This is a genomic window from Actinoplanes sp. NPDC051851, from assembly GCF_040681165.1.
GTDB lineage: Bacteria > Actinomycetota > Actinomycetes > Mycobacteriales > Micromonosporaceae > Actinoplanes.
Genome location: NZ_JBFAYF010000077.1, coordinates 1 through 16,526, shown reverse-complemented (window position 1 = coordinate 16,526; position 16,526 = coordinate 1). Strand labels below are relative to the sequence as shown.

The 16,526-nt window shown below is 71.8% G+C and carries 19 protein-coding genes; 6 read left to right on the top strand and 13 right to left on the bottom strand.

Annotated features, from left to right (window positions below; translation table 11 throughout):
• Positions 1 to 63: 63 nt before the first annotated feature.
• The 13 genes from AB0M08_RS41690 to AB0M08_RS41630 all read right to left on the bottom strand — a co-directional run bounded on the left by AB0M08_RS41690 (position 64) and on the right by AB0M08_RS41630 (position 10,799).
• Positions 64 to 1,257, bottom strand: coding sequence for an ABC transporter permease (locus tag AB0M08_RS41690; protein ID WP_364505987.1), 1,194 nt, complete (start codon positions 1,255 to 1,257; stop codon positions 64 to 66).
• On the bottom strand, positions 1,254 to 1,976 hold the full coding sequence (locus AB0M08_RS41685) for an ABC transporter ATP-binding protein (RefSeq protein WP_364505984.1): 723 nt from the start codon (positions 1,974 to 1,976) through the stop codon (positions 1,254 to 1,256). The genes AB0M08_RS41690 and AB0M08_RS41685 overlap by 4 nt, the downstream gene beginning before the upstream one ends.
• Complete coding sequence (locus tag AB0M08_RS41680; protein WP_364505981.1) at positions 1,973 to 3,229, bottom strand: hypothetical protein; 1,257 nt, start codon at positions 3,227 to 3,229, stop codon at positions 1,973 to 1,975. The genes AB0M08_RS41685 and AB0M08_RS41680 overlap by 4 nt, the downstream gene beginning before the upstream one ends.
• Complete coding sequence (locus AB0M08_RS41675; protein WP_364505978.1) at positions 3,229 to 4,086, bottom strand: hypothetical protein; 858 nt, start codon at positions 4,084 to 4,086, stop codon at positions 3,229 to 3,231. The genes AB0M08_RS41680 and AB0M08_RS41675 overlap by 1 nt, the downstream gene beginning before the upstream one ends.
• Positions 4,087 to 4,181: 95 nt before the next feature.
• Positions 4,182 to 5,276 carry a HAMP domain-containing sensor histidine kinase gene (locus AB0M08_RS41670; protein ID WP_364505975.1) on the bottom strand — a complete coding sequence of 365 codons (1,095 nt, stop codon included), beginning with the start codon at positions 5,274 to 5,276 and terminating at the stop codon, positions 4,182 to 4,184.
• Between the two features lie 10 nt (positions 5,277 to 5,286).
• Positions 5,287 to 5,946 carry a response regulator transcription factor gene (locus AB0M08_RS41665; RefSeq protein ID WP_364505972.1) on the bottom strand — a complete coding sequence of 220 codons (660 nt, stop codon included), beginning with the start codon at positions 5,944 to 5,946 and terminating at the stop codon, positions 5,287 to 5,289.
• Between the two features lie 124 nt (positions 5,947 to 6,070).
• Positions 6,071 to 6,829, bottom strand: coding sequence for a hypothetical protein (locus AB0M08_RS41660; RefSeq protein ID WP_364505970.1), 759 nt, complete (start codon positions 6,827 to 6,829; stop codon positions 6,071 to 6,073).
• A gap of 176 nt (positions 6,830 to 7,005) precedes the next feature.
• Complete coding sequence (locus AB0M08_RS41655; protein WP_364505967.1) at positions 7,006 to 7,404, bottom strand: STAS domain-containing protein; 399 nt, start codon at positions 7,402 to 7,404, stop codon at positions 7,006 to 7,008.
• 191 nt (positions 7,405 to 7,595) lie between these two features.
• Positions 7,596 to 7,877: an STAS domain-containing protein gene (locus AB0M08_RS41650; protein ID WP_364505964.1), complete on the bottom strand. Its 282-nt coding sequence runs from the start codon at positions 7,875 to 7,877 to the stop codon at positions 7,596 to 7,598.
• The gene (locus AB0M08_RS41645; protein ID WP_364505961.1) at positions 7,874 to 8,146 is read right to left on the bottom strand and encodes a BON domain-containing protein; all 273 of its coding nucleotides are present in this window, start codon (positions 8,144 to 8,146) and stop codon (positions 7,874 to 7,876) included. The genes AB0M08_RS41650 and AB0M08_RS41645 overlap by 4 nt, the downstream gene beginning before the upstream one ends.
• Positions 8,147 to 8,218: 72 nt before the next feature.
• A complete protein-coding gene (locus AB0M08_RS41640) occupies positions 8,219 to 8,779 on the bottom strand; it encodes a GerMN domain-containing protein (protein WP_364505959.1) in 561 nt (186 codons plus the stop codon).
• Positions 8,776 to 10,119, bottom strand: a complete 1,344-nt coding sequence (locus AB0M08_RS41635) for a HAMP domain-containing sensor histidine kinase (RefSeq protein WP_364505957.1) — start codon at positions 10,117 to 10,119, stop codon at positions 8,776 to 8,778. The genes AB0M08_RS41640 and AB0M08_RS41635 overlap by 4 nt, the downstream gene beginning before the upstream one ends.
• On the bottom strand, positions 10,116 to 10,799 hold the full coding sequence (locus tag AB0M08_RS41630; RefSeq protein ID WP_364505954.1) for a response regulator transcription factor: 684 nt from the start codon (positions 10,797 to 10,799) through the stop codon (positions 10,116 to 10,118). The genes AB0M08_RS41635 and AB0M08_RS41630 overlap by 4 nt, the downstream gene beginning before the upstream one ends.
• Positions 10,800 to 10,950: 151 nt before the next feature.
• On the opposite strand from AB0M08_RS41630, the gene AB0M08_RS41625 reads away from it, so the two are divergent.
• From AB0M08_RS41625 to AB0M08_RS41600, 6 genes are all read left to right on the top strand, one after another.
• Positions 10,951 to 11,229: a GlsB/YeaQ/YmgE family stress response membrane protein gene (locus tag AB0M08_RS41625; RefSeq protein WP_364505952.1), complete on the top strand. Its 279-nt coding sequence runs from the start codon at positions 10,951 to 10,953 to the stop codon at positions 11,227 to 11,229.
• Positions 11,226 to 11,810 carry an STAS domain-containing protein gene (locus AB0M08_RS41620; protein ID WP_364505950.1) on the top strand — a complete coding sequence of 195 codons (585 nt, stop codon included), beginning with the start codon at positions 11,226 to 11,228 and terminating at the stop codon, positions 11,808 to 11,810. Before AB0M08_RS41625 ends, AB0M08_RS41620 begins: the two co-directional genes overlap by 4 nt.
• A 19-nt stretch (positions 11,811 to 11,829) precedes the next feature.
• Positions 11,830 to 13,014: a histidine kinase gene (locus AB0M08_RS41615; protein ID WP_364505948.1), complete on the top strand. Its 1,185-nt coding sequence runs from the start codon at positions 11,830 to 11,832 to the stop codon at positions 13,012 to 13,014.
• Positions 13,011 to 13,694, top strand: a complete 684-nt coding sequence (locus AB0M08_RS41610; RefSeq protein ID WP_364505946.1) for a response regulator transcription factor — start codon at positions 13,011 to 13,013, stop codon at positions 13,692 to 13,694. Before AB0M08_RS41615 ends, AB0M08_RS41610 begins: the two co-directional genes overlap by 4 nt.
• A 91-nt stretch (positions 13,695 to 13,785) precedes the next feature.
• On the top strand, positions 13,786 to 15,078 hold the full coding sequence (locus AB0M08_RS41605) for a HupE/UreJ family protein (RefSeq protein WP_364505944.1): 1,293 nt from the start codon (positions 13,786 to 13,788) through the stop codon (positions 15,076 to 15,078).
• A complete protein-coding gene (locus tag AB0M08_RS41600; protein ID WP_364505942.1) occupies positions 15,075 to 16,379 on the top strand; it encodes a DUF3500 domain-containing protein in 1,305 nt (434 codons plus the stop codon). The genes AB0M08_RS41605 and AB0M08_RS41600 overlap by 4 nt, the downstream gene beginning before the upstream one ends.
• The last annotated feature ends 147 nt before the right edge of the window (positions 16,380 to 16,526 follow it).

Here is a 16,526-nt window from a genome sequence, read left to right as displayed (position 1 = left end):
GACGTGACGTGAGACCGATACCGTCCTGTTGCCGCTGTCGGCGCGAGGCCTGGGGAGAGCGGGTCATCCCGGGCCGCGCAGGGCGTCGACGGGCTGCATCCGGGCGGCCCGGATCGACGGGTACAGCCCGGCCAGCAGTCCCAGCAGGGCGCCGGTCGCCGGGGCCGCCGCGGCCAGCCGTCCGTCGATCACCGGGGTCCAGTCCCGGGCCACGCTGATCGCCACCACGGCCAGGATGCCGCCGCTGACCCCGACGATCCCGCCGAGCGAGCCGACGATCGTCGACTCGGTGAGGAACTGGGCGGCGATGTGCCGGCGGCGCGCGCCCAGCGCCCGGCGCAACCCGATCTCCGCGGTACGTTCCAGAACGGTCACCAGGGTCACGTTGGCGATCCCGAGCGCGCCGACCACCAGCGAGACCAGTCCGAGGACCAGCAGCATTCCGTTGAGGTCGCCGGCCACTCCGGTCCGAAGGGCGGCCGGGTCGGGCGGGGCGGTGACCTGCGGGCCGAGCGGGTCGTTCGGTGTGAGGGCCAGTGGTGCCTGCTCGGCGATCAGCGGGGCGGCGCCGAGCGCGGTCGTCACCAGGACCGTGGTGAGCGGGCCGCCGCGTACGGTCACCTCGGCGGTGCTCCAGGGCAGCACGACCGCGTCGTCCAGCTCGGTCGCGTCGCTGCGGCCGGTGGGCGCGAGCAGGCCGATCACGGTGAACGCCTGGTCCTTGACGAAGATCGCGGGCTGGTTCTCGACCCGGGTCAGTCCGAGCTGCGCGGCGGCCTGTGGGCCGAGGACCGCGACCCGGTCGCGGCGCAGCAGGTGGCCCTGGTCGAAGAACCGGCCGGCGGCGACCGCGGCCCGGGCGGCGGCCGGGAACGCGGTGTCCGTGCCGATCACCGGCAGCTGCCGGGTGGCGACGCGCTCCGGGTCGTTCAGCGGGGTGGCCCGAACCGGCAGGGTGTCGCCGTCGCGGGACCGGGCGTAGCCGGTGACCGCGGTGACGCCGTTGAGCCGGGCCAGGTCGGTCAGCGAGGTCCACGGCACCGGTGGCGGGTCGTCCGTGGTACCGGTCGCGGGCACGGTGACGGTCACCTCGGTGGCGGTGGCAGCGTCGAAGCGGCCGGCGATCTGGTTCCCGGCGGTCGCGGCCACCCCGAGCGTGGTGACCAGTGTGCCGATCCCGAGCACGGTGCCGAGCACGGTCAGCGCGGTGCGCGCCGGCCGGGACCCGATGCCGCTGAGCGCCTCCCCGAGGATCACGTCGGCACCCGTGCCGTGTCGACGCCGGCTCCGCCGTGATCGGGCGACGGTATCGGCCACAGCCGTCCGTCGCCCATCCGGATCCGCCGGCCAGCGCGGGCCGCCACGGTGTCGTCGTGGGTGATCACCAGCAGCGTGGTGCCGTTCGTCCGCAGCTCGTCGAAGAGGTCGAGCACGGTCGCGGTGGTGACGCTGTCCAGGTTGCCGGTCGGCTCGTCACAGAGCAGCAGGGCCGGCTCGGCGACCAGGGCGCGGGCGATCGCCACCCGCTGCCGTTCGCCGCCGGAGAGCCGGGTCGGCCGGAACCCGCGCCGGTGTCCCATCCCGACCCGGTCGAGCGCCGCGTGCGCCCGCCGCCGGCGTTCGGCGCGGCCCAGTCCGGTGTAGAGGCCGCCGAGCATCACGTTCTCCTCGACGTCGCGGTAGTCCATCAGGTGGAAGGACTGGAAGACGAAACCGATCCGGGCGCCGCGCAGCGCGGTCCGCTCCCGGTCGCCCAGCTCGCGGGTCTCGGTGCCCTCCAGCCGGTAGGAGCCGGTGTCCGGACGGTCCAGCAGGCCGAGGATGTTGAGCAGCGTCGACTTGCCGGAGCCGGATGGCCCGACCACCGCGACGTAGTCGCCACGGTGGATGCTCAGGTCGACGCCGGCGAGCGCGTGTACCGGCGGGTCGGCCGGAAATGATCGCCCGATGCCGGCAAGCCCGATGACCTCGGTCATGAGCCGCTCACCACGACCCGGTCGCCCTCGGCCAGGTCCGCGCCGCTCTCCGGGGTCACCTCGACGAATCCGCCGGCGGTCAGCCCGGTGGTCACCGGCACGTCCCGCACGCCGGCCGCGGCCCCGTCCACGCTCACGTGCGTCCGCCCGTCCGCGCGGGCGAAGACGGCCGCGACCGGCACCAACAGGACCGCGTCGCCGGTGTCGCCCACGGTGATGTCGGCACGGACCGACTGCCCGGCCAGGCCGCTCAGACTCGTCGTCGCGCTGAGCCGGACCGGGACCGCGAGCGCGGCGTTCGGGTCGTCCTTCTTGCCGGACCGCACCGCGGTGCCGAGGCTGGTCACCCGAGCCTGATAGGTGGTGCCCGAGGTGGCGGTCAGGGTCGCTCTCTGCCCGGTTTTGATCAGCTTGGCGTCCTCGGTGGTGACCGAGCCGGTGACCACCAGCACCGGGTCGGCGACGGTGGCGACCTCCCCGGCCGCCACCGCGCCGGCCTTGGCCGTCACGGCGGCCAGCCGGACCGGCAACCGAGGCAGGAAGACGATCTCACCGGCGAAGATCCGGGCGCCGTCGGTCCTGAGGAAGGCGGTCAGCGCGGCCTGCGCGGCGGCCCGGGCCGACCCGCTTGAGGTACGCACACGCTGCTCCAGTTCCCGCAACCGGCCCTGTTTCTCCGCGGGCATCCCGGTCGGTTCGAAGCCCCGACGGCGATACCAGCGGCCGACCGCGTCCAGCAGGCTCGCGTCCGCCGCACCGTCGGCGGCCGGGCGTGAACCCCTGGGCAGCAGGCGCCGCATGGCCGAGCGCAACTGTTCGACATCGTCGCCGATGCTGCCCTCGACCAGAGTGCGGTACATCGGCACGTCCCCGGCCAGCACGAACACCGGCCGGCCGCTCACCTCCAGCAGCACGTCACCTTCCTTGAGGGTACGACCGGCGACCGGCGCCCGGGTGACCAGCTGACCGGCCGCCAGGTCGCCGTCCACCGGCGCGACCGAGCCGGTCAGCGTCACCGGCACCGCCTCGCGGTAGGTCACCGAGGCCTGCGCGGTCACCAGCGCGCTCAGCGAGCGCCGCTCCACCGCGACGGTGATCAGCGAGGCGGTGGGTGGCCGGCGGGCGGCCGCGGCGTCGGCGGGCGAGGCCACCCGGGACCCGATCCCCCATCCGGCTGTGCCCGCCGCCAGGGCCAGCATTGCCGTGACCGCCACCACCCGCGGCGGCCCGGAACGAGGTGACAGCCGCACCATCAGCCGACGCCCTGGGTGATGTCGACGATCTTCGGGTACCGGGTGCGGACGATGTCGGCGTAGCCGCCCCGGCAGTCCAGGTCGTCGACGGCCTTCTTGATCTCGTCGGCCAGGGCGGCCTCCGGGTCGCCGGACGCCGTCGCGGTCTCCTCGCCGACGGCCGCGGCCCCCATCGGTCTGACCTGCTCCATCATGAACAGCTCCACCGTGCCGGGCGCGCTGCTGGTGATCTGATAGCCCTTGCCGCGCAGGCAGTCGCCGTACTTCCGGGCCGCCGCGACCACGTCCTCGTCGGTGCTGAACTGCCGCCAGGCCAACTTGTCCGAGGCCTGCTCGGCGTTCAGATCGGTGGTACCGAACACGGAGCCGTACACCTGGACCACGCAACCGCCGTCGGAGTCCTTGGTGTCGCCGCCCATCGCCTTGTCGTAGGCGGCGCGCTGGGCCTCGTCCAAGCCGTCCCGAATGGCGTTGTTCGGGTTGTCCGCCGGGTCACTGTCCGGGGTCGCCACGGTCGGGTCGTCCGGGTAGACGTCCTTGGCGGCGATGCCGAATCCGTACTTCTGCCGCAACGGCCGCACGACGTCGTCGGTCTGCAGCAGCGAGCGCCGCCCGGCGAACCGATCGGTGGGCGAGCCGAACGCTACGGCATCGACCCGGGGAACGTACTGGAAGCCCTTCTTCTTCATGCAGTCGGCCAGCAGGTTCTCGGCCTTCTGCTGCTGATCCGCAGCGTCGGCGGCCTCGGTCGTCGTGCCGGCCCCGGCCCCGGCATCGCCACCGGAGCCGGTGCCGCAGGCGCCGAGGGCGAGAACGGTGGTGCAGGCCAGGCCGACAGGAAGGAGTAGACGTCGCATGCAGGGCTCCCGGAAGGGTTCGTCGTGGGACGCCGGGAACTATGCAGGGAAGGTCATTCCGGGACGGTAAGGAAAGTGCTAATGGTTTCCACATCTCAGTGGGTGTGGCGATGCTCCGGCAGCATGACGTCGAAGCGGAGCCCGTCGCGGCCGGTCGAATGGCAGGTGACGTCACCGTCGTGGGCACGGACGATCGATCGTACGATCGTCAATCCCAGACCGATCCCGTCGGCGCGCGACATGTGCTCCGTGCCGAGGCGGTGAAAGGGCTCGAAGAGCCCGTCGGTGGCCGCGGCCGGCACGTCGTCGCCGGTGTTGACGACGCGCAGCGCGGGCCGGGCACCCACCGTGACGCCGATCGTGCCGCCCGGCCGGTTGTACTTGATCGCGTTCTGCACGAGGTTGGTGACCAGGCGTTCGAGCAGCACCTGCTCGCCGTCCACGACCCGATCCCGCAGCTCACTGGTGATCGTGACGCCGGCCTCCGCGGCCTTGGCCCGGTGCTCGATCAGTACCTTCTCGACGACGTGGTCGAGCCGGACCGGACTGCTCGCCGCCGGGCCCCGATCGCTCTCGCTGAGCACCAGCAGCGCCTCGATCAGCCGCACGTTGCGCTCGTTGGACACCAACAGCTGCTCGGCCAGCAGCTCGAACCGCTCCGGACTGGGTTCGCCCAGCAGCCCGGCCTCGATCAGCGTGCGCTGCACGGCGAGCGGGGTGCGCAGCTCGTGCGAGGCGGCCGCCGCGAAGCGCTGCTGAGACTCGTAGCCGACCGCCACCCGGTCCAGCATCCCGTTGACCTCCCGCGCCAGAACCGCGATCTCGGGGTCGAAACGGGGCGCGGTGATCCGCTGGCGCAGGTTGTTCGGGCCGATTCCACTGACGATGGCCGCAACGTCCCGCAGCGGCCGCATCGCCCACCTGCCGGCCGGCACCAGCAGCCCGGCGACCACCGCGACAACCGACCAGGCGGCGATCCGGATCAAGGTACTGACAGTCGGCTGCGAGTCGCACCACCACGAGGCGGCAGCGGCCGGATCGGGTCCGTCCGCCGGGGTCGCCGGGCAGGCGCCACCCACCTCCATCCACACGGCGAGCGCACGTCCGGTGAGATCCGGCATGAGGTATCCGAGGGCGAACGCCATCATGGTGATCAGCACCATCCGCCGCAACGGCGAGCGCAATCGCATGATCGCGCTCTCAGCCGCGGAGCCGGTAGCCGACGCGGGGCAGGGTATGGATCACCGGCGGGTCGCCCAGCTTCTTGCGCAACGACACCATCGCCACCCGCACCGAGTTGGTGAACGCGTCGGCGTGCTCGTCCCACGCCTGCTCCAGCAGCTCCTCGGCGCTGACCACCGCCCCGCCGGCACGCAGCAGCACCCGGAGCACGGCGAACTCCTTGGGCGAGAGCGCCAGCGGCAGCCCGTCGCGGGTCACCGAGTGCCGGGCGGTGTCCATCACGATGCCGGCGTGCTCCAGCACCGGCCGCACCGCGCGGCCCGGCCGCCGTCCCAGCGCCTGCACCCGCGCCGCCAGCTCGGCGAGCGCGAACGGCTTGACCAGGTAGTCGTCCGCGCCCAGGCTCAGCCCCTCGACCCGGTCACGGATCCCGGCGGCGGCGGTCAGCAGCAACACCCGGGTGTCGCGTTCGGCGGCCAGGATGTGCCGGCACACCGCGTCGCCGGTCAGCCCCGGCATGTCCCGGTCGAGCACCGCCACCTCGTACTGGTTGGTCAGCACCCGGTCCAGCGCGGCGGTTCCGTCGTAGACGACGTCGACCGCCAACGCCAGTCGGCGCAGGCCCTCGCCGACCGAGTCCGCCAGCACCCGTTCGTCGTCAGCGACCAGCACCCGCACCTCATCATCCTTCCGCGAATGATCATCGATACATCGCGCGTCCAGGATAGTGAGCCGTGTCATCCTCAGTGGACCGGGTCTTCACGCGACGCCTGCCAGAGCAGCAGGGCTCCCGGCCCTCGCGTCACTCCGGCCAGGCAGTGGGGTCCGTGTAGTGGTTCGCGACGCCCTTGCGGAGGACCGCACACAATTGGGGCAGCTGTTCGGTCTCGGCGGGCAGATGCAGGCTGTCCAGCAGCGACAGGGCCTCGGCCGGGTCGAGACTGCCGGATACAGAGTGATAACAGCCCAGTAAGGCCTGAAAAACCGCTGGCCGCAGCGCCGCGACGGTCACGGCGGCCCGGTAGACGTCGCGCTTGTCGTCCCAGTCGACCGTGCCCGAGTCTTCCAGGACGTGGCGGGCGCGCAGACGCGGCGATCCGGTAGCCAGCTCGGACAGGCGGCCGGTCGCTACGAGGTGGCGCACGTCGTCGCCAAGCAGGGCGTTGAAGGCGGACTTGGCGGTGGTGCGTCCCCAGAACCAGTACGTCCTCAGGTGCAGCCGCAGATGCTCGATCGGCTCAGGGACCGCCATCCGGTCGCGGAAGCCAGCCCAGAAGGCGTCGGCGACCGCCGGGTCGGGGTGGTCCAGGACGTAGGCGTTCAGATGGGTGAGCACATCGAAGGCGCCGGTCAAGTCCAGCAACCCGAGCGCCGTACGCACACGCTGTACGGGATCCAGGTCGTCGTCGATGGTGATCGCGTACGCGGTGTCAAAGGCCATGTCCTCGCCCGACACCTCCTCCGGAGACGTGCCGTCCCACCGCCACCGGTCGGGACCGATCGGCGTGAAACCCCAGTCGGCCAGGTATCGCAAGGTCAGGTCGGCATCGGTCGTACCCACCTGCGGGAGTGTGCCCGGCGCGAGCTCGGGTGTCCATGCGATTGCGTGGGCGGTACCGAATAACCCACCGTGAGCGTGACGGCGCCGGTCGCCATGAGGGCGAGCAGGGGACCAGGCTTCATGCACGCTCCGTAACGAGGGGCCCGTCACGGTAACAGGGTGGAGCCAGTGGCGCCTCAGCCCGCGAGCGGGAACACCTCGCCGCGTGACGGCAGGGAGAAGCCGCCGGGCTGGTCGGGAATCCGGACCGCGGCGTCCGAGAGCGACGAGACCGAGGAGAGCAGGTGCTCGGCCCGGAGTGCGCGCAAGTCGGCGACGAGCTGCCGGGACGGGTTGCGCAAGCGCAGGCGTACGGCGCGGCTGTGCGCCCGGTCCAGCGACGAGAGCAGCACGCTCACCCCGTTGCGGTCGGCGCCGGTCGCCGCGGAGAGGTTGACGATCACGTCGTCGTGGTGGGTGACGGCCCAGCCGAGGACGTCGCGGATCATCGGGACGGCGGACGCGTCGAGCATGCCGCGGATGGCGACCACCGCGACGCCGTTGTGCTGGTCGAGCCGGATCAGGGGGTTGGTCATGCCTCCACCGTCGCTCCGGCGTTCGACGGCGAGCGCGCAACGACGTGACAGTTACCTAACAAAGGACGCCGGGCAAAACGTCACACCGTTGTCATGTATCCGGGGCGGCTTCGCCATACCCGGATGTGAGACTTCTTCTTGCACCCAGGGCGACGGTGAACCGGTTCGGTCACCGTCGCCCTGTTTAGCGTTCAGACTATGTCGAAGACGCGATCCGCCCGGCCGTAGCTCAGCGTCCGCCGCATCTGGGTGTTCAGGCCGCGCAGCACCAGCCGGCCATTGCCGACGGTCATCCGGTGATTCACGCGCAGCAGCAGGACCAGGGCGTTCTCGTCGATGCGGTCGGCGCCGGCCAGATCCAGCACCAGCTCCCGCGGCCGCCGGGAGGCGACTTCGAAGATCAACTGCTCCCACCGGGGTACGGCGTCGTCCTCCAGCGGCTCGGTGACCTGGACGACGGAGACCTGATTCAAACCGGCCACTCCCACGCCAGCGGTTTACCGAGACCGGCGATCAGGAGCCGGTTGCAGACGTCGTGCACCCCGGGCACGTCCCACGCCGCCCGGCTCGCCGCGCGACTGGCGTCGGCCGATTCGACCTCGCCGGTCAGGATGACGACCCCGTTCTGCACCAGGATCTCCAGCCGGACGCCACGGACCAGCGGATCGTCGCGGAGCGCCCAGGCCGCACGCGCGACCAGGGCCTGGTCGGTGTCGCCGGTCGGCTCCCAGAATGGTGACATGCCGATCACGCTCTCCCGGCCGTGTGGCGGCTCTTCCCCCGAAGCATGACGGTTGCATGACAAAGGCGGGGATCAGGGTGCCAGCAGCGCCCGGTAGTCCCCCGCGGTCAGCGGTGCGTCCGAGAGCGACCCGTCGCCCCGCGGCACCCGGAGCGACTTCCCGCTCTGGGTGAACGACACCGACCCGATGTCCGCCCGGGACGTCAGCGTGCACACGATCTGCCCGTACCCGAGCACCTCGTCGTTCCGCCCGCTCCCGCTGTCCGCCTCGGTCACCTCGACCACCGCGGTCACCGTCGGCGTGGTCACCTCCAGGCTCATCCCGGCCAGCGCGGTGGAGAGCCCCGCGTTCTGCTCCACCGGGGTCGGCCCGGAGACGAGTTCGCCCAGCTGCTGCTGCGCGGTGGGCATCCCGCTGACTCGCCGTACGGTCTGGGCGAGCTTTCCATCGCGGATGAGGCAGAGCACCTCCGCGACCTCCCCGGACCCGAACGCCGTCGCGGACTGCGCGGTCAGCGGCCGTCGCGGCAGCTCCACCTCGTGCGGTTCACCCTGCACGGAGACGCCACAGGCCGAGAGGAACAGGGCGGCCGGGAGGAACAGGGCGGCGGAGAGGGCGAGAAGCCGCTTCACGGGAGATCGATCCGGAATCGCGCGCCGCCGCCCGGCCGCTCGGTCACCCCGGCCTTCCCGCCGTGCGCCGCCGCGTGCTCCGCGACGATCGCCAGCCCGAGCCCGGTCCCGTCCCCCGCGCCCCGGTCATTGGCCGCCGGACCACGAACGAAACGGTCGAATATCGTCGACCGGTGCTCCGGGGAGACACCCGGACCGGCATCGTCGACCTCGAGGAAGTGACCTCCGGAAGGACCGCCGGCCCGAACGGAGACCGGCCCACCGCCGTACCGTGAAGCGTTGTCGATCAGGTTGCCGAGCGCCTGCTGCACCCGGCGCTTGTCCACGCTCCACAGCGCTGGCGTCCCCGGCACGATCTCGATGATCTCCTCGTCCAGGCCCCGGGAGCGGACGACACCCCGGATCAGCCCCTCGATCTCCACCTCTTCGCGCCGCACCGGCTGGTCACTGCGCGCCAACTCCAGCAGGTCGTTGACGAGTGCCTGGAACCGCGCCACCTCGGCGGTGATCAGCGAGACCGCCGCCGCCGACCGCTCGTCGAGCCTGTCGCTGCGCCGCTGCAGGACGCTGGCCGCCGCCTCCAGGGTCTGCAGCGGGGACCGCAGCTCGTGGCTGACGTCCGCGGCGAAGCGCCGGTCGCGTTCCAGGCGCCGGGTCAGCTGCCCGGCCATGTCGTTGAACGCCTCGGAGAGCAGGGCCAGGTCGGGTTCGGTGTCCGGGTCGAGGCGGGTGGCCAGGTCACCGGTGGCGATCCCGCGGGCCGCGTCGGCGACGGCGGTGAGCGGGCGCAGCGCGTGCCGGGTGACGTACCAGCCCACGGCGGCACCGCCGGCCGCCACCATGATCGCCACGGCGGTCAGGACCAGGGCGAGCAGTTGGAGCGTACGTTCCAGCTCCCGCAACGACACGATCTCGTAGAACGTCATGCTCTCCGGCAGCGGCACCCCGACGATCAGGACCGGCTGGCCGTCGCGGCTCAGGCGTTGCGCCCCGGCCTGCCCGTCGGCGGTCATCGTCTGGAGCTCCTGCGGCACGATGGTGTCGGTGACCGGGTCGGCGCCGCGGGAATACCACTCCCCGCCGCGCTGCAGCAGCACGTACCGGTCGGCGCCGGTGTCGAGGGTGCGCAGGATCTCGCCCACGTCCGGGTCGGTGACGGTCAGGCTCGAGCTGACGATCGCCGCGTCATAGTACGTCGCCCGGACCGCGGTCCGCTCCCGCTCGGCGAAGAGCGTGTTCCGGATCAGCTCGTATGACACCACCGTCACACACGCGGACAGCAGCAGCGCGCCGATCGCGAAAGCGGCGCTGACCCGGGTACGCAGTCCTATCGGCCTCACAGCTGCAGCTTGTATCCCAGGCCCCGGACGGTCACCAGGTGCCGCGGCTTCCCGGTGTCCGACTCGATCTTCTGGCGCAGCCGCCCGACGTGCACGTCCACGACCCGCTCGTCGCCGAACTCGTACCCCCAGACGCGCTGCAGCAACTGCTGCCGGGAGAGGACCAGGCCGGGGTGATCGGCCAGCTCGCAGAGGAGCCGGAACTCGGTGCGCGTCACGGCGACCGGCTCCCCGTCCAGGCGGACCTCCCCCGCCTCCGGCCTGATCTCCAGATCCCCGAAGGTCAACACCGACGTCACCGGTACGGGTGTCGCCACCGTCCGCGCGCGCCGCCGCAGGGCCCGGAGTCGCGCCGCCAGCTCCTTCACGGCGACCGGCTTGACCACGTAGTCGTCGGCGCCCGCCTCCAGCCCGGCCACTATGTCATGGGTGTCATCCCGCGCACTGACCACCACGATCGGCACGTCGTCGTCGCGGCGCAGCCGGCGGATGCACTCGTACCCGTCCATCCCCGGCAGCATCAGGTCCACCAGGACGGTGTCCGCGGGCCGGCGGCGCTGCTCGGCGATGCCCTCCTCCGCGCTGGCGACCGCGTACACCTGGTATCCCTCGTCCTCCAGCGCCATGGCCAGGGACAGGCGGATCCGGTCGTCATCCTCGATCAACAGCACGGCGGTCATACCCGCATGATGCCGCGCGCCGGTGCGGTGAGCCCGCCGGTCGGCCCCGGCGAGTGGTTTGTCACGTGATTGTCATGAGCGTGGGCCGGTTCCGCCAAGCACGCGGCGCATTCTGGTCGATGTCACCATCCGATCGCAGAGGACCTCCGAAATGACGGCAATCAGCCTGGTCACCGCGGTGACCGTCGGTCTGGCCACCGGTCTCGTCGGGCGTTTCGTCACCACCCGGGGACGCGGCGCCCCGATCTGGCTACCCCTCTGCGTGGGGGTGGGTGCCTCGGTCTTCGCCACCGTGCTGACCCGCCTCGGCGGCGATGCCACCCAGAACGGCCCGAGCGTGGTCGAGGTCCTCTTCCAGGTGCTCTGCGCGGGCGGGGCCGTCGCCCTGGTGGTGTCGACGGCCGACCGGCGCCCCGGTGGTCTCCGGTGACCGCGGTCACCGGTGACGGCACCGGTGTGGTCACGCTGATCTGCGACAACTGCGGGCGTACCGAGAACAGCACCGATGTCCTGAACGACGAGGACATGGTCTGGCCCAACCTGAACGAGCTGGGCTGGACCGGTTCGCCCTTCGCCGGCGGCACCCACCGCTGCCCGTCCTGCTCGATCAGCATCCCCCGCGAGCGCCGGGCGACCCGGAACGAGAAGATCATTCAAAATCCAGGAGCTTTCGAGGTACGCCGCCACGACGAGCTCCGCGCGACCGTGATCGCCCCGCTGACCGATCTCGACAGCCTGGTCGCCGACGCCGTCCGCCCGGTGGTGATGTCCGCCGCGACCGCGGGCCGCAACGTGGTGATGGACCTGGCCGCCGTGGGCTTCGTCGACTCGGCGGGGCTGGGCCTGCTGGTCCGGGCGCACCGGGAGGCCCGGCACCGGGGCGCGGCCCTGCTGCTGGCGGCCCCGTCCCGGTTCGTCCAGACGGTCCTGCACACGATGCGCCTGGACGGCATGTTCCAGACCTTCCCCGACCGCGCCCGGGCCCTGGAGTGCCTCACCGTCCGCCCTTGATCGTCTAGGGTGCGCAAGGGTGGAGGGGTTCACCGGGTTCCGGATCGCCGTCGCCCTGTGCGGGCTGGGCATCGCCGGGGTGGCGGCCGAGTCCGCGCTGTTCGCTCCCGGTCACACCGGTGTCAACCTCTCGCTCTGTGTGATCGTCGTGCAGGCCGTGGCACTGCTGGCGCTTCTGGTACGCCCCGGCGCCGCGCTGATCGTGTGGCTGATCTGCCTGTGCGGGCCCACCCTGCTCGGCGTCTTCGACCAGTGGGCCGGCGGCACCGCGGCGATGTGCCAGCTGGCGCTGCTCAACCTGGTCTACGCACGCGGCGGGCGGCTCGCCCTGGTCGCGTGGCTGGTGACCTTCGTCGACGTGTTCGGCATCGCGCTGCTCTACGAACCGGCCGACCGGTTCGCGCCGATCGGCGCCACCATGGTCCTCTGGACGACCGCCGCCGCCGGGCTGGGCGCGGCCGTCCGGGTCCGGCACCTGCGGATCGCCGCGATCGAGGACCGGGCCCGCTGGGCGATGGAGACCCGGGAGGTGGAGGCGCGGCGCCGGGTCGCCGAGGAGCAGCTGCGGATCGCCCGGGACCTGCACGACGTGCTCGGCCACCACGTCGCGGTGGTCCGCCTGCACACCGGGCTGGCCCGCCGGGTCCTGCACACCGACCCGGGCCGGGCCGAGGAGGCGCTGCGCGAGGCGGAGACGGCCAGCGAGACCGTGCTCCGGGAGATGGCCGGCATGCTGCGGATCCTGCGCGAACCGGGCAGCGAGGGCGCTGGCGGGCCCGTTCCGGGGAGCGAGGGTGCCGGTGCTCCCGCTCCGGGCCTGGCCGACCTCGATCCGCTGGTGGCGACGCTGGTCAGCGGCGGGATGCGGGTGGCCGTCGAGCGCTCCGGCGATCCCGGGCGGGTGCCCGACGTGGTCGGCGTGACCGCGTACCGGGTGGTCCAGGAGTTGCTCACCAACGCCCGGCGGCACGGCACCGGCGAGACCCGGCTGAGCCTGGACGTGCGGGAGCGGCATCTGGTGATCCGGGTGTCGAATCCGGTCCCGGCGGTCACCGGGGAGGCCGAGCCGGGATACGGTCTGCTGGGCATGCGGGAGCGCGTACGGGCAGTCGGTGGCCGACTGACCGTCGCACCGCGGGGGACGGACTTCGAGGTCGTCGCCGAGTTGCCCCTGAACGCGTACGACGAGGAGGCCGCGCCTTGACCACCCCCGAGCAGATCCGCGTCCTGATCGCCGACGACCAGCGGCTGATCCGTGTCGGTCTGCGCGGCATCCTGGAGACCGAGCCCGGCATCGTCGTGGTCGGCGAGACCGGCGACGGCGCGGCGACCGTGGACGTGGTCCGCGCCGGCGGCGTCGACGTGGTCCTGATGGACCTGCGGATGCCCGGCGTGGACGGCATCGAGGCCACCCGCCGGATCACCGAGGACCCGGGCGGCTCCCCCGGCGCCGGCGTCCTGGTGCTGACCACCTTCGAGACCGGCGGCAACGTACTGGCCGCGGTGGCCGCCGGTGCCCGCGGCTTCATCGGCAAGGACGCGGGGCCGGAGACCCTGATCGACGCGATCCGGGCGGTCGCCCGAGGTCACTCGATGCTCTCCCCCAAGGCGATGGCCGCGCTGGCGGCCCGCGCGAGCGCCCCGGCCGTACCCGAGCACCGCCCGGCACCCGATCTGGCCGCGCTCACCGACCGCGAGCGCGAGGTGGTGCTGCTGGTCGCGACCGGGATGAGCAACGACGAGATCGCCCGGCACTTCGGCATCTCCCCGCTGACCGCGAAGACCCACGTGAACCGTGCGATGACCAAGCTGGACGTCCGCGACCGGGCGGCCCTGGTCCTCGCCGTCTACGGCAGCGGCGCGATCGACGTACCACGCCGGTAGTAGCCGGCCGACGGATACCGCGCGGACGGTATCCGGATCCGCTGCGCGGGGACGACGCGCTCCGGCATGCCGCCACGGAACACTTCCGTTCGTGAAACATCTGGTGGGAGTCGTGGTCGCCGTGACAGCGGCGCTGCTGCTGTTCGGGGCGTCGCCGGCGTCGGCGCATCCCATGCCGCACTCCGTCGTCCTCCTCGACGTGCACGAGACGTCGGTCACCGCCGAGCTGCAGATCCCGCTCGGCGACCTGACCACGGCCAGCAAGCTGGACGCCGCCACGCAGCAGGATGCGCTCCGCGACTATCTCGCCGCGCACATCACGCCGGCGTCGGACGGCGCCGCCTGGTCGGTTTCGGTCGGCGCCCTGTCGATCACCGAGGCGGAGCAGACGTCGACCGGGCCGTACCAGGAGCTCGACGCGACGGTGGTCCTCACGCCGCCCTCGGGCGCGGACATCCGGCATTTCACCTTCGCCTATGACGTCGTCGTGCATCAGGTCGTCACGCACACCGTCCTCGTCTCGGTCCGGCAGGACTGGTCCACCGGCCAGATCTCGGAGGACGCCGAGAGCGCCACCCAGGTCGGCACCATCCAGATCGACACCCGCACGATGACCGTGGCGCCGCTCGAGGTGAACCTGGAGAACGGCAGCACCTGGTCCGGGTTCGTGGCGATGGTCGAGCTCGGCGGCAGCCACATCCTGGAGGGCACCGACCACCTGCTGTTCCTGCTGATCCTGCTGCTCCCGGCACCGCTGCTGGCCGCCGGTGGGCGCTGGCGGGAGATCGCCGGAGCCCGCACCGCCGTCGTCCGGATCGGCAGGACCACCCTGGCGTTCACCGTCGGACACTCGGTCGCGCTCGCCGTCAGCGCGTTCACGCATCTCGACATTCCGGCGTGGCCGGTGGAGTCGTTCATCGCGGCGAGCATCCTGGTCGGCGCCGTCCACGCGATCCGGCCGATCTTCCCCGGTCGCGAGGCCGCGGTCGCCGGGTTCTTCGGGCTCGGCCACGGCATGGCGTTCTCCTTCGTGCTCGCCGAGATGCAGCTCTCCACCGGACGGCTCGCACTCAGCCTCTTCGGGTTCAACCTCGGCATCGAGCTGGTCCAGCTCCTCCTCGTGGCCCTGGCACTGCCGGTGATCGTCGGCATTGCGCGTACCCGGAAAGGCTCGTGGTTTCGGATCGTCGGCGCTGCTCTCACCGGCGTCGCGGCGAGCGGCTGGCTTCTGGCACGCCTCGGCTGGGACAACCCGGTCGCCGCGGCCGCGGACGGCGCCGGTGCACACACCACGGGCATGTTGATCGCGCTGACCGTGGCCGCGATCGGGGCGCTGGCCTGGACATATGTGGTTCCGCACCCTAGTAAGGAGCACGTTTCTTGAAACCCCAAGCCCTTTCCCGTACGGTCGGCCGGCGCCGTCGCTGGCTCGGCCTGACCGGAATCGCCACCAGCGTGCTGCTGCTGTCGGTCGCCGGGTGCAGCGGCGCGAGCGACGACACCGCGAGTGGCGCCGCCACGGCCGTGCCGCTCACGACGTACGCGAAGACCACCGCCGGTGTCGTCGAGGCCGCGACCGCATTCCTGGCCACGCTGAGTGATGACCAGAAGTCCACGGTCAGCCTGGAGTACACCCAGGAGAACGCGGTCGCCTGGTCCAACCTGCCCTGCGGCGGGTCGTGCCGGCCCGGCATCGACTTCGGTAGCCTCAGCGCCGAGCAGCTGGCGGCGGCGAAGAGCGTGCTGCAGACCGCGCTCGGCACCCAGAGCGGCAGCGGCTACTCACGGGTCGAGGAGATCCTCGCCGCCGATGACCGCCTGAACAGCGTCCAGGCGAGCAGCGGCACCGGTGGCGCTCCCGGCGGCGGTGGAGCTCCCGGCGGCGGTGGAGCTCCCGGCGGCGCCATGCCCAGTGGGGGTGCTCCCGGCGGCGCCATGCCCAGTGGAGGTGCCATGCCCGACGGTGGCGCGATGCCGTCCGGGATGGCCATCCCGTCCGGTGCCGCCGCGGGCATGGCGGGTGGGCTCAGCTACTCCAGCGGGTCGTACTACCTGGCCTTCCTCGGTGAGCCGAGCAGCACCGGGACCTGGCAGCTGCACTTCGGCGGGCACCACCTCGCGGTCGACATGACGTACACGGACGGGAAGGTCGTCAGCGCCTCCCCGTTCTTCATCGGTGTCGAACCGACCAGCTGGACCGACGACGACGGCACCGCGCACGCGCCGCTCGATGACATGAAGAGCGGGATGTCCGCCCTGCTCGGCAGCCTCAGCACCGACGAGACGGCGAAGGCCCAGATCTCCGAGTCGTTCAGCGACGTGCTGCTCGGACCGGGCAAGGACGGCCAGTTCCCGGAGAAGAAGGAGGGCATCAAGGGCAGCGCGCTCTCCGACGAGCAGAGGCAGCTGGTCCTCGCCGCCATCAAGCCCTGGGTCGCGAACGCCGACGACGCCACGGCGACCGAACTGATGTCCGCGTACGAGTCCGAGCTGGACGACACGTACATCGGCTGGTCCGGCACGACGACGCTGACCAAGCACGCCGATTACGTCCGCATCGACGGCCCCTCGGTCTGGGTCGAGTTCGTCTGCCAGGACGGCGTGGTCATCCAGAACCAGATCCATTACCACACGATCTACCGCGACCACACCCGCGACTACGGCGGCGAGTTCACCTTCTCCTGACCGTGCCCCGCGACCCCGGCGGCGCTTCCTCCAGCGGAGGCGCCGCCGGGTTGTGGCTGGTGCTGTGGGGTGTCTCGCTCCGCTTCGACGGTGAGCGTCGCGGTGTAGCCGGCGGTGACCGAGCCGCTCAGCGCGGGCATCTCGGCC

What these genes read in the sequence shown, in the direction of transcription:
- AB0M08_RS41655 (WP_364505967.1), bottom strand. Translation starts at nt 7,404, where the DNA reads ATGACCAACCCCCTGATCCGGCTCGACCAGCACAACGGCGTCGCGGTG.
- AB0M08_RS41670 (WP_364505975.1), bottom strand. Translation starts at nt 5,276, where the DNA reads ATGCGATTGCGCTCGCCGTTGCGGCGGATGGTGCTGATCACCATGATG.
- AB0M08_RS41675 (WP_364505978.1), bottom strand. Translation starts at nt 4,086, where the DNA reads ATGCGACGTCTACTCCTTCCTGTCGGCCTGGCCTGCACCACCGTTCTC.
- AB0M08_RS41685 (WP_364505984.1), bottom strand. Translation starts at nt 1,976, where the DNA reads ATGACCGAGGTCATCGGGCTTGCCGGCATCGGGCGATCATTTCCGGCC.
- AB0M08_RS41680 (WP_364505981.1), bottom strand. Translation starts at nt 3,229, where the DNA reads ATGGTGCGGCTGTCACCTCGTTCCGGGCCGCCGCGGGTGGTGGCGGTC.
- AB0M08_RS41630 (WP_364505954.1), bottom strand. Translation starts at nt 10,799, where the DNA reads ATGACCGCCGTGCTGTTGATCGAGGATGACGACCGGATCCGCCTGTCC.
- AB0M08_RS41645 (WP_364505961.1), bottom strand. Translation starts at nt 8,146, where the DNA reads ATGTCACCATTCTGGGAGCCGACCGGCGACACCGACCAGGCCCTGGTC.
- AB0M08_RS41625 (WP_364505952.1), top strand. Translation starts at nt 10,951, where the DNA reads ATGACGGCAATCAGCCTGGTCACCGCGGTGACCGTCGGTCTGGCCACC.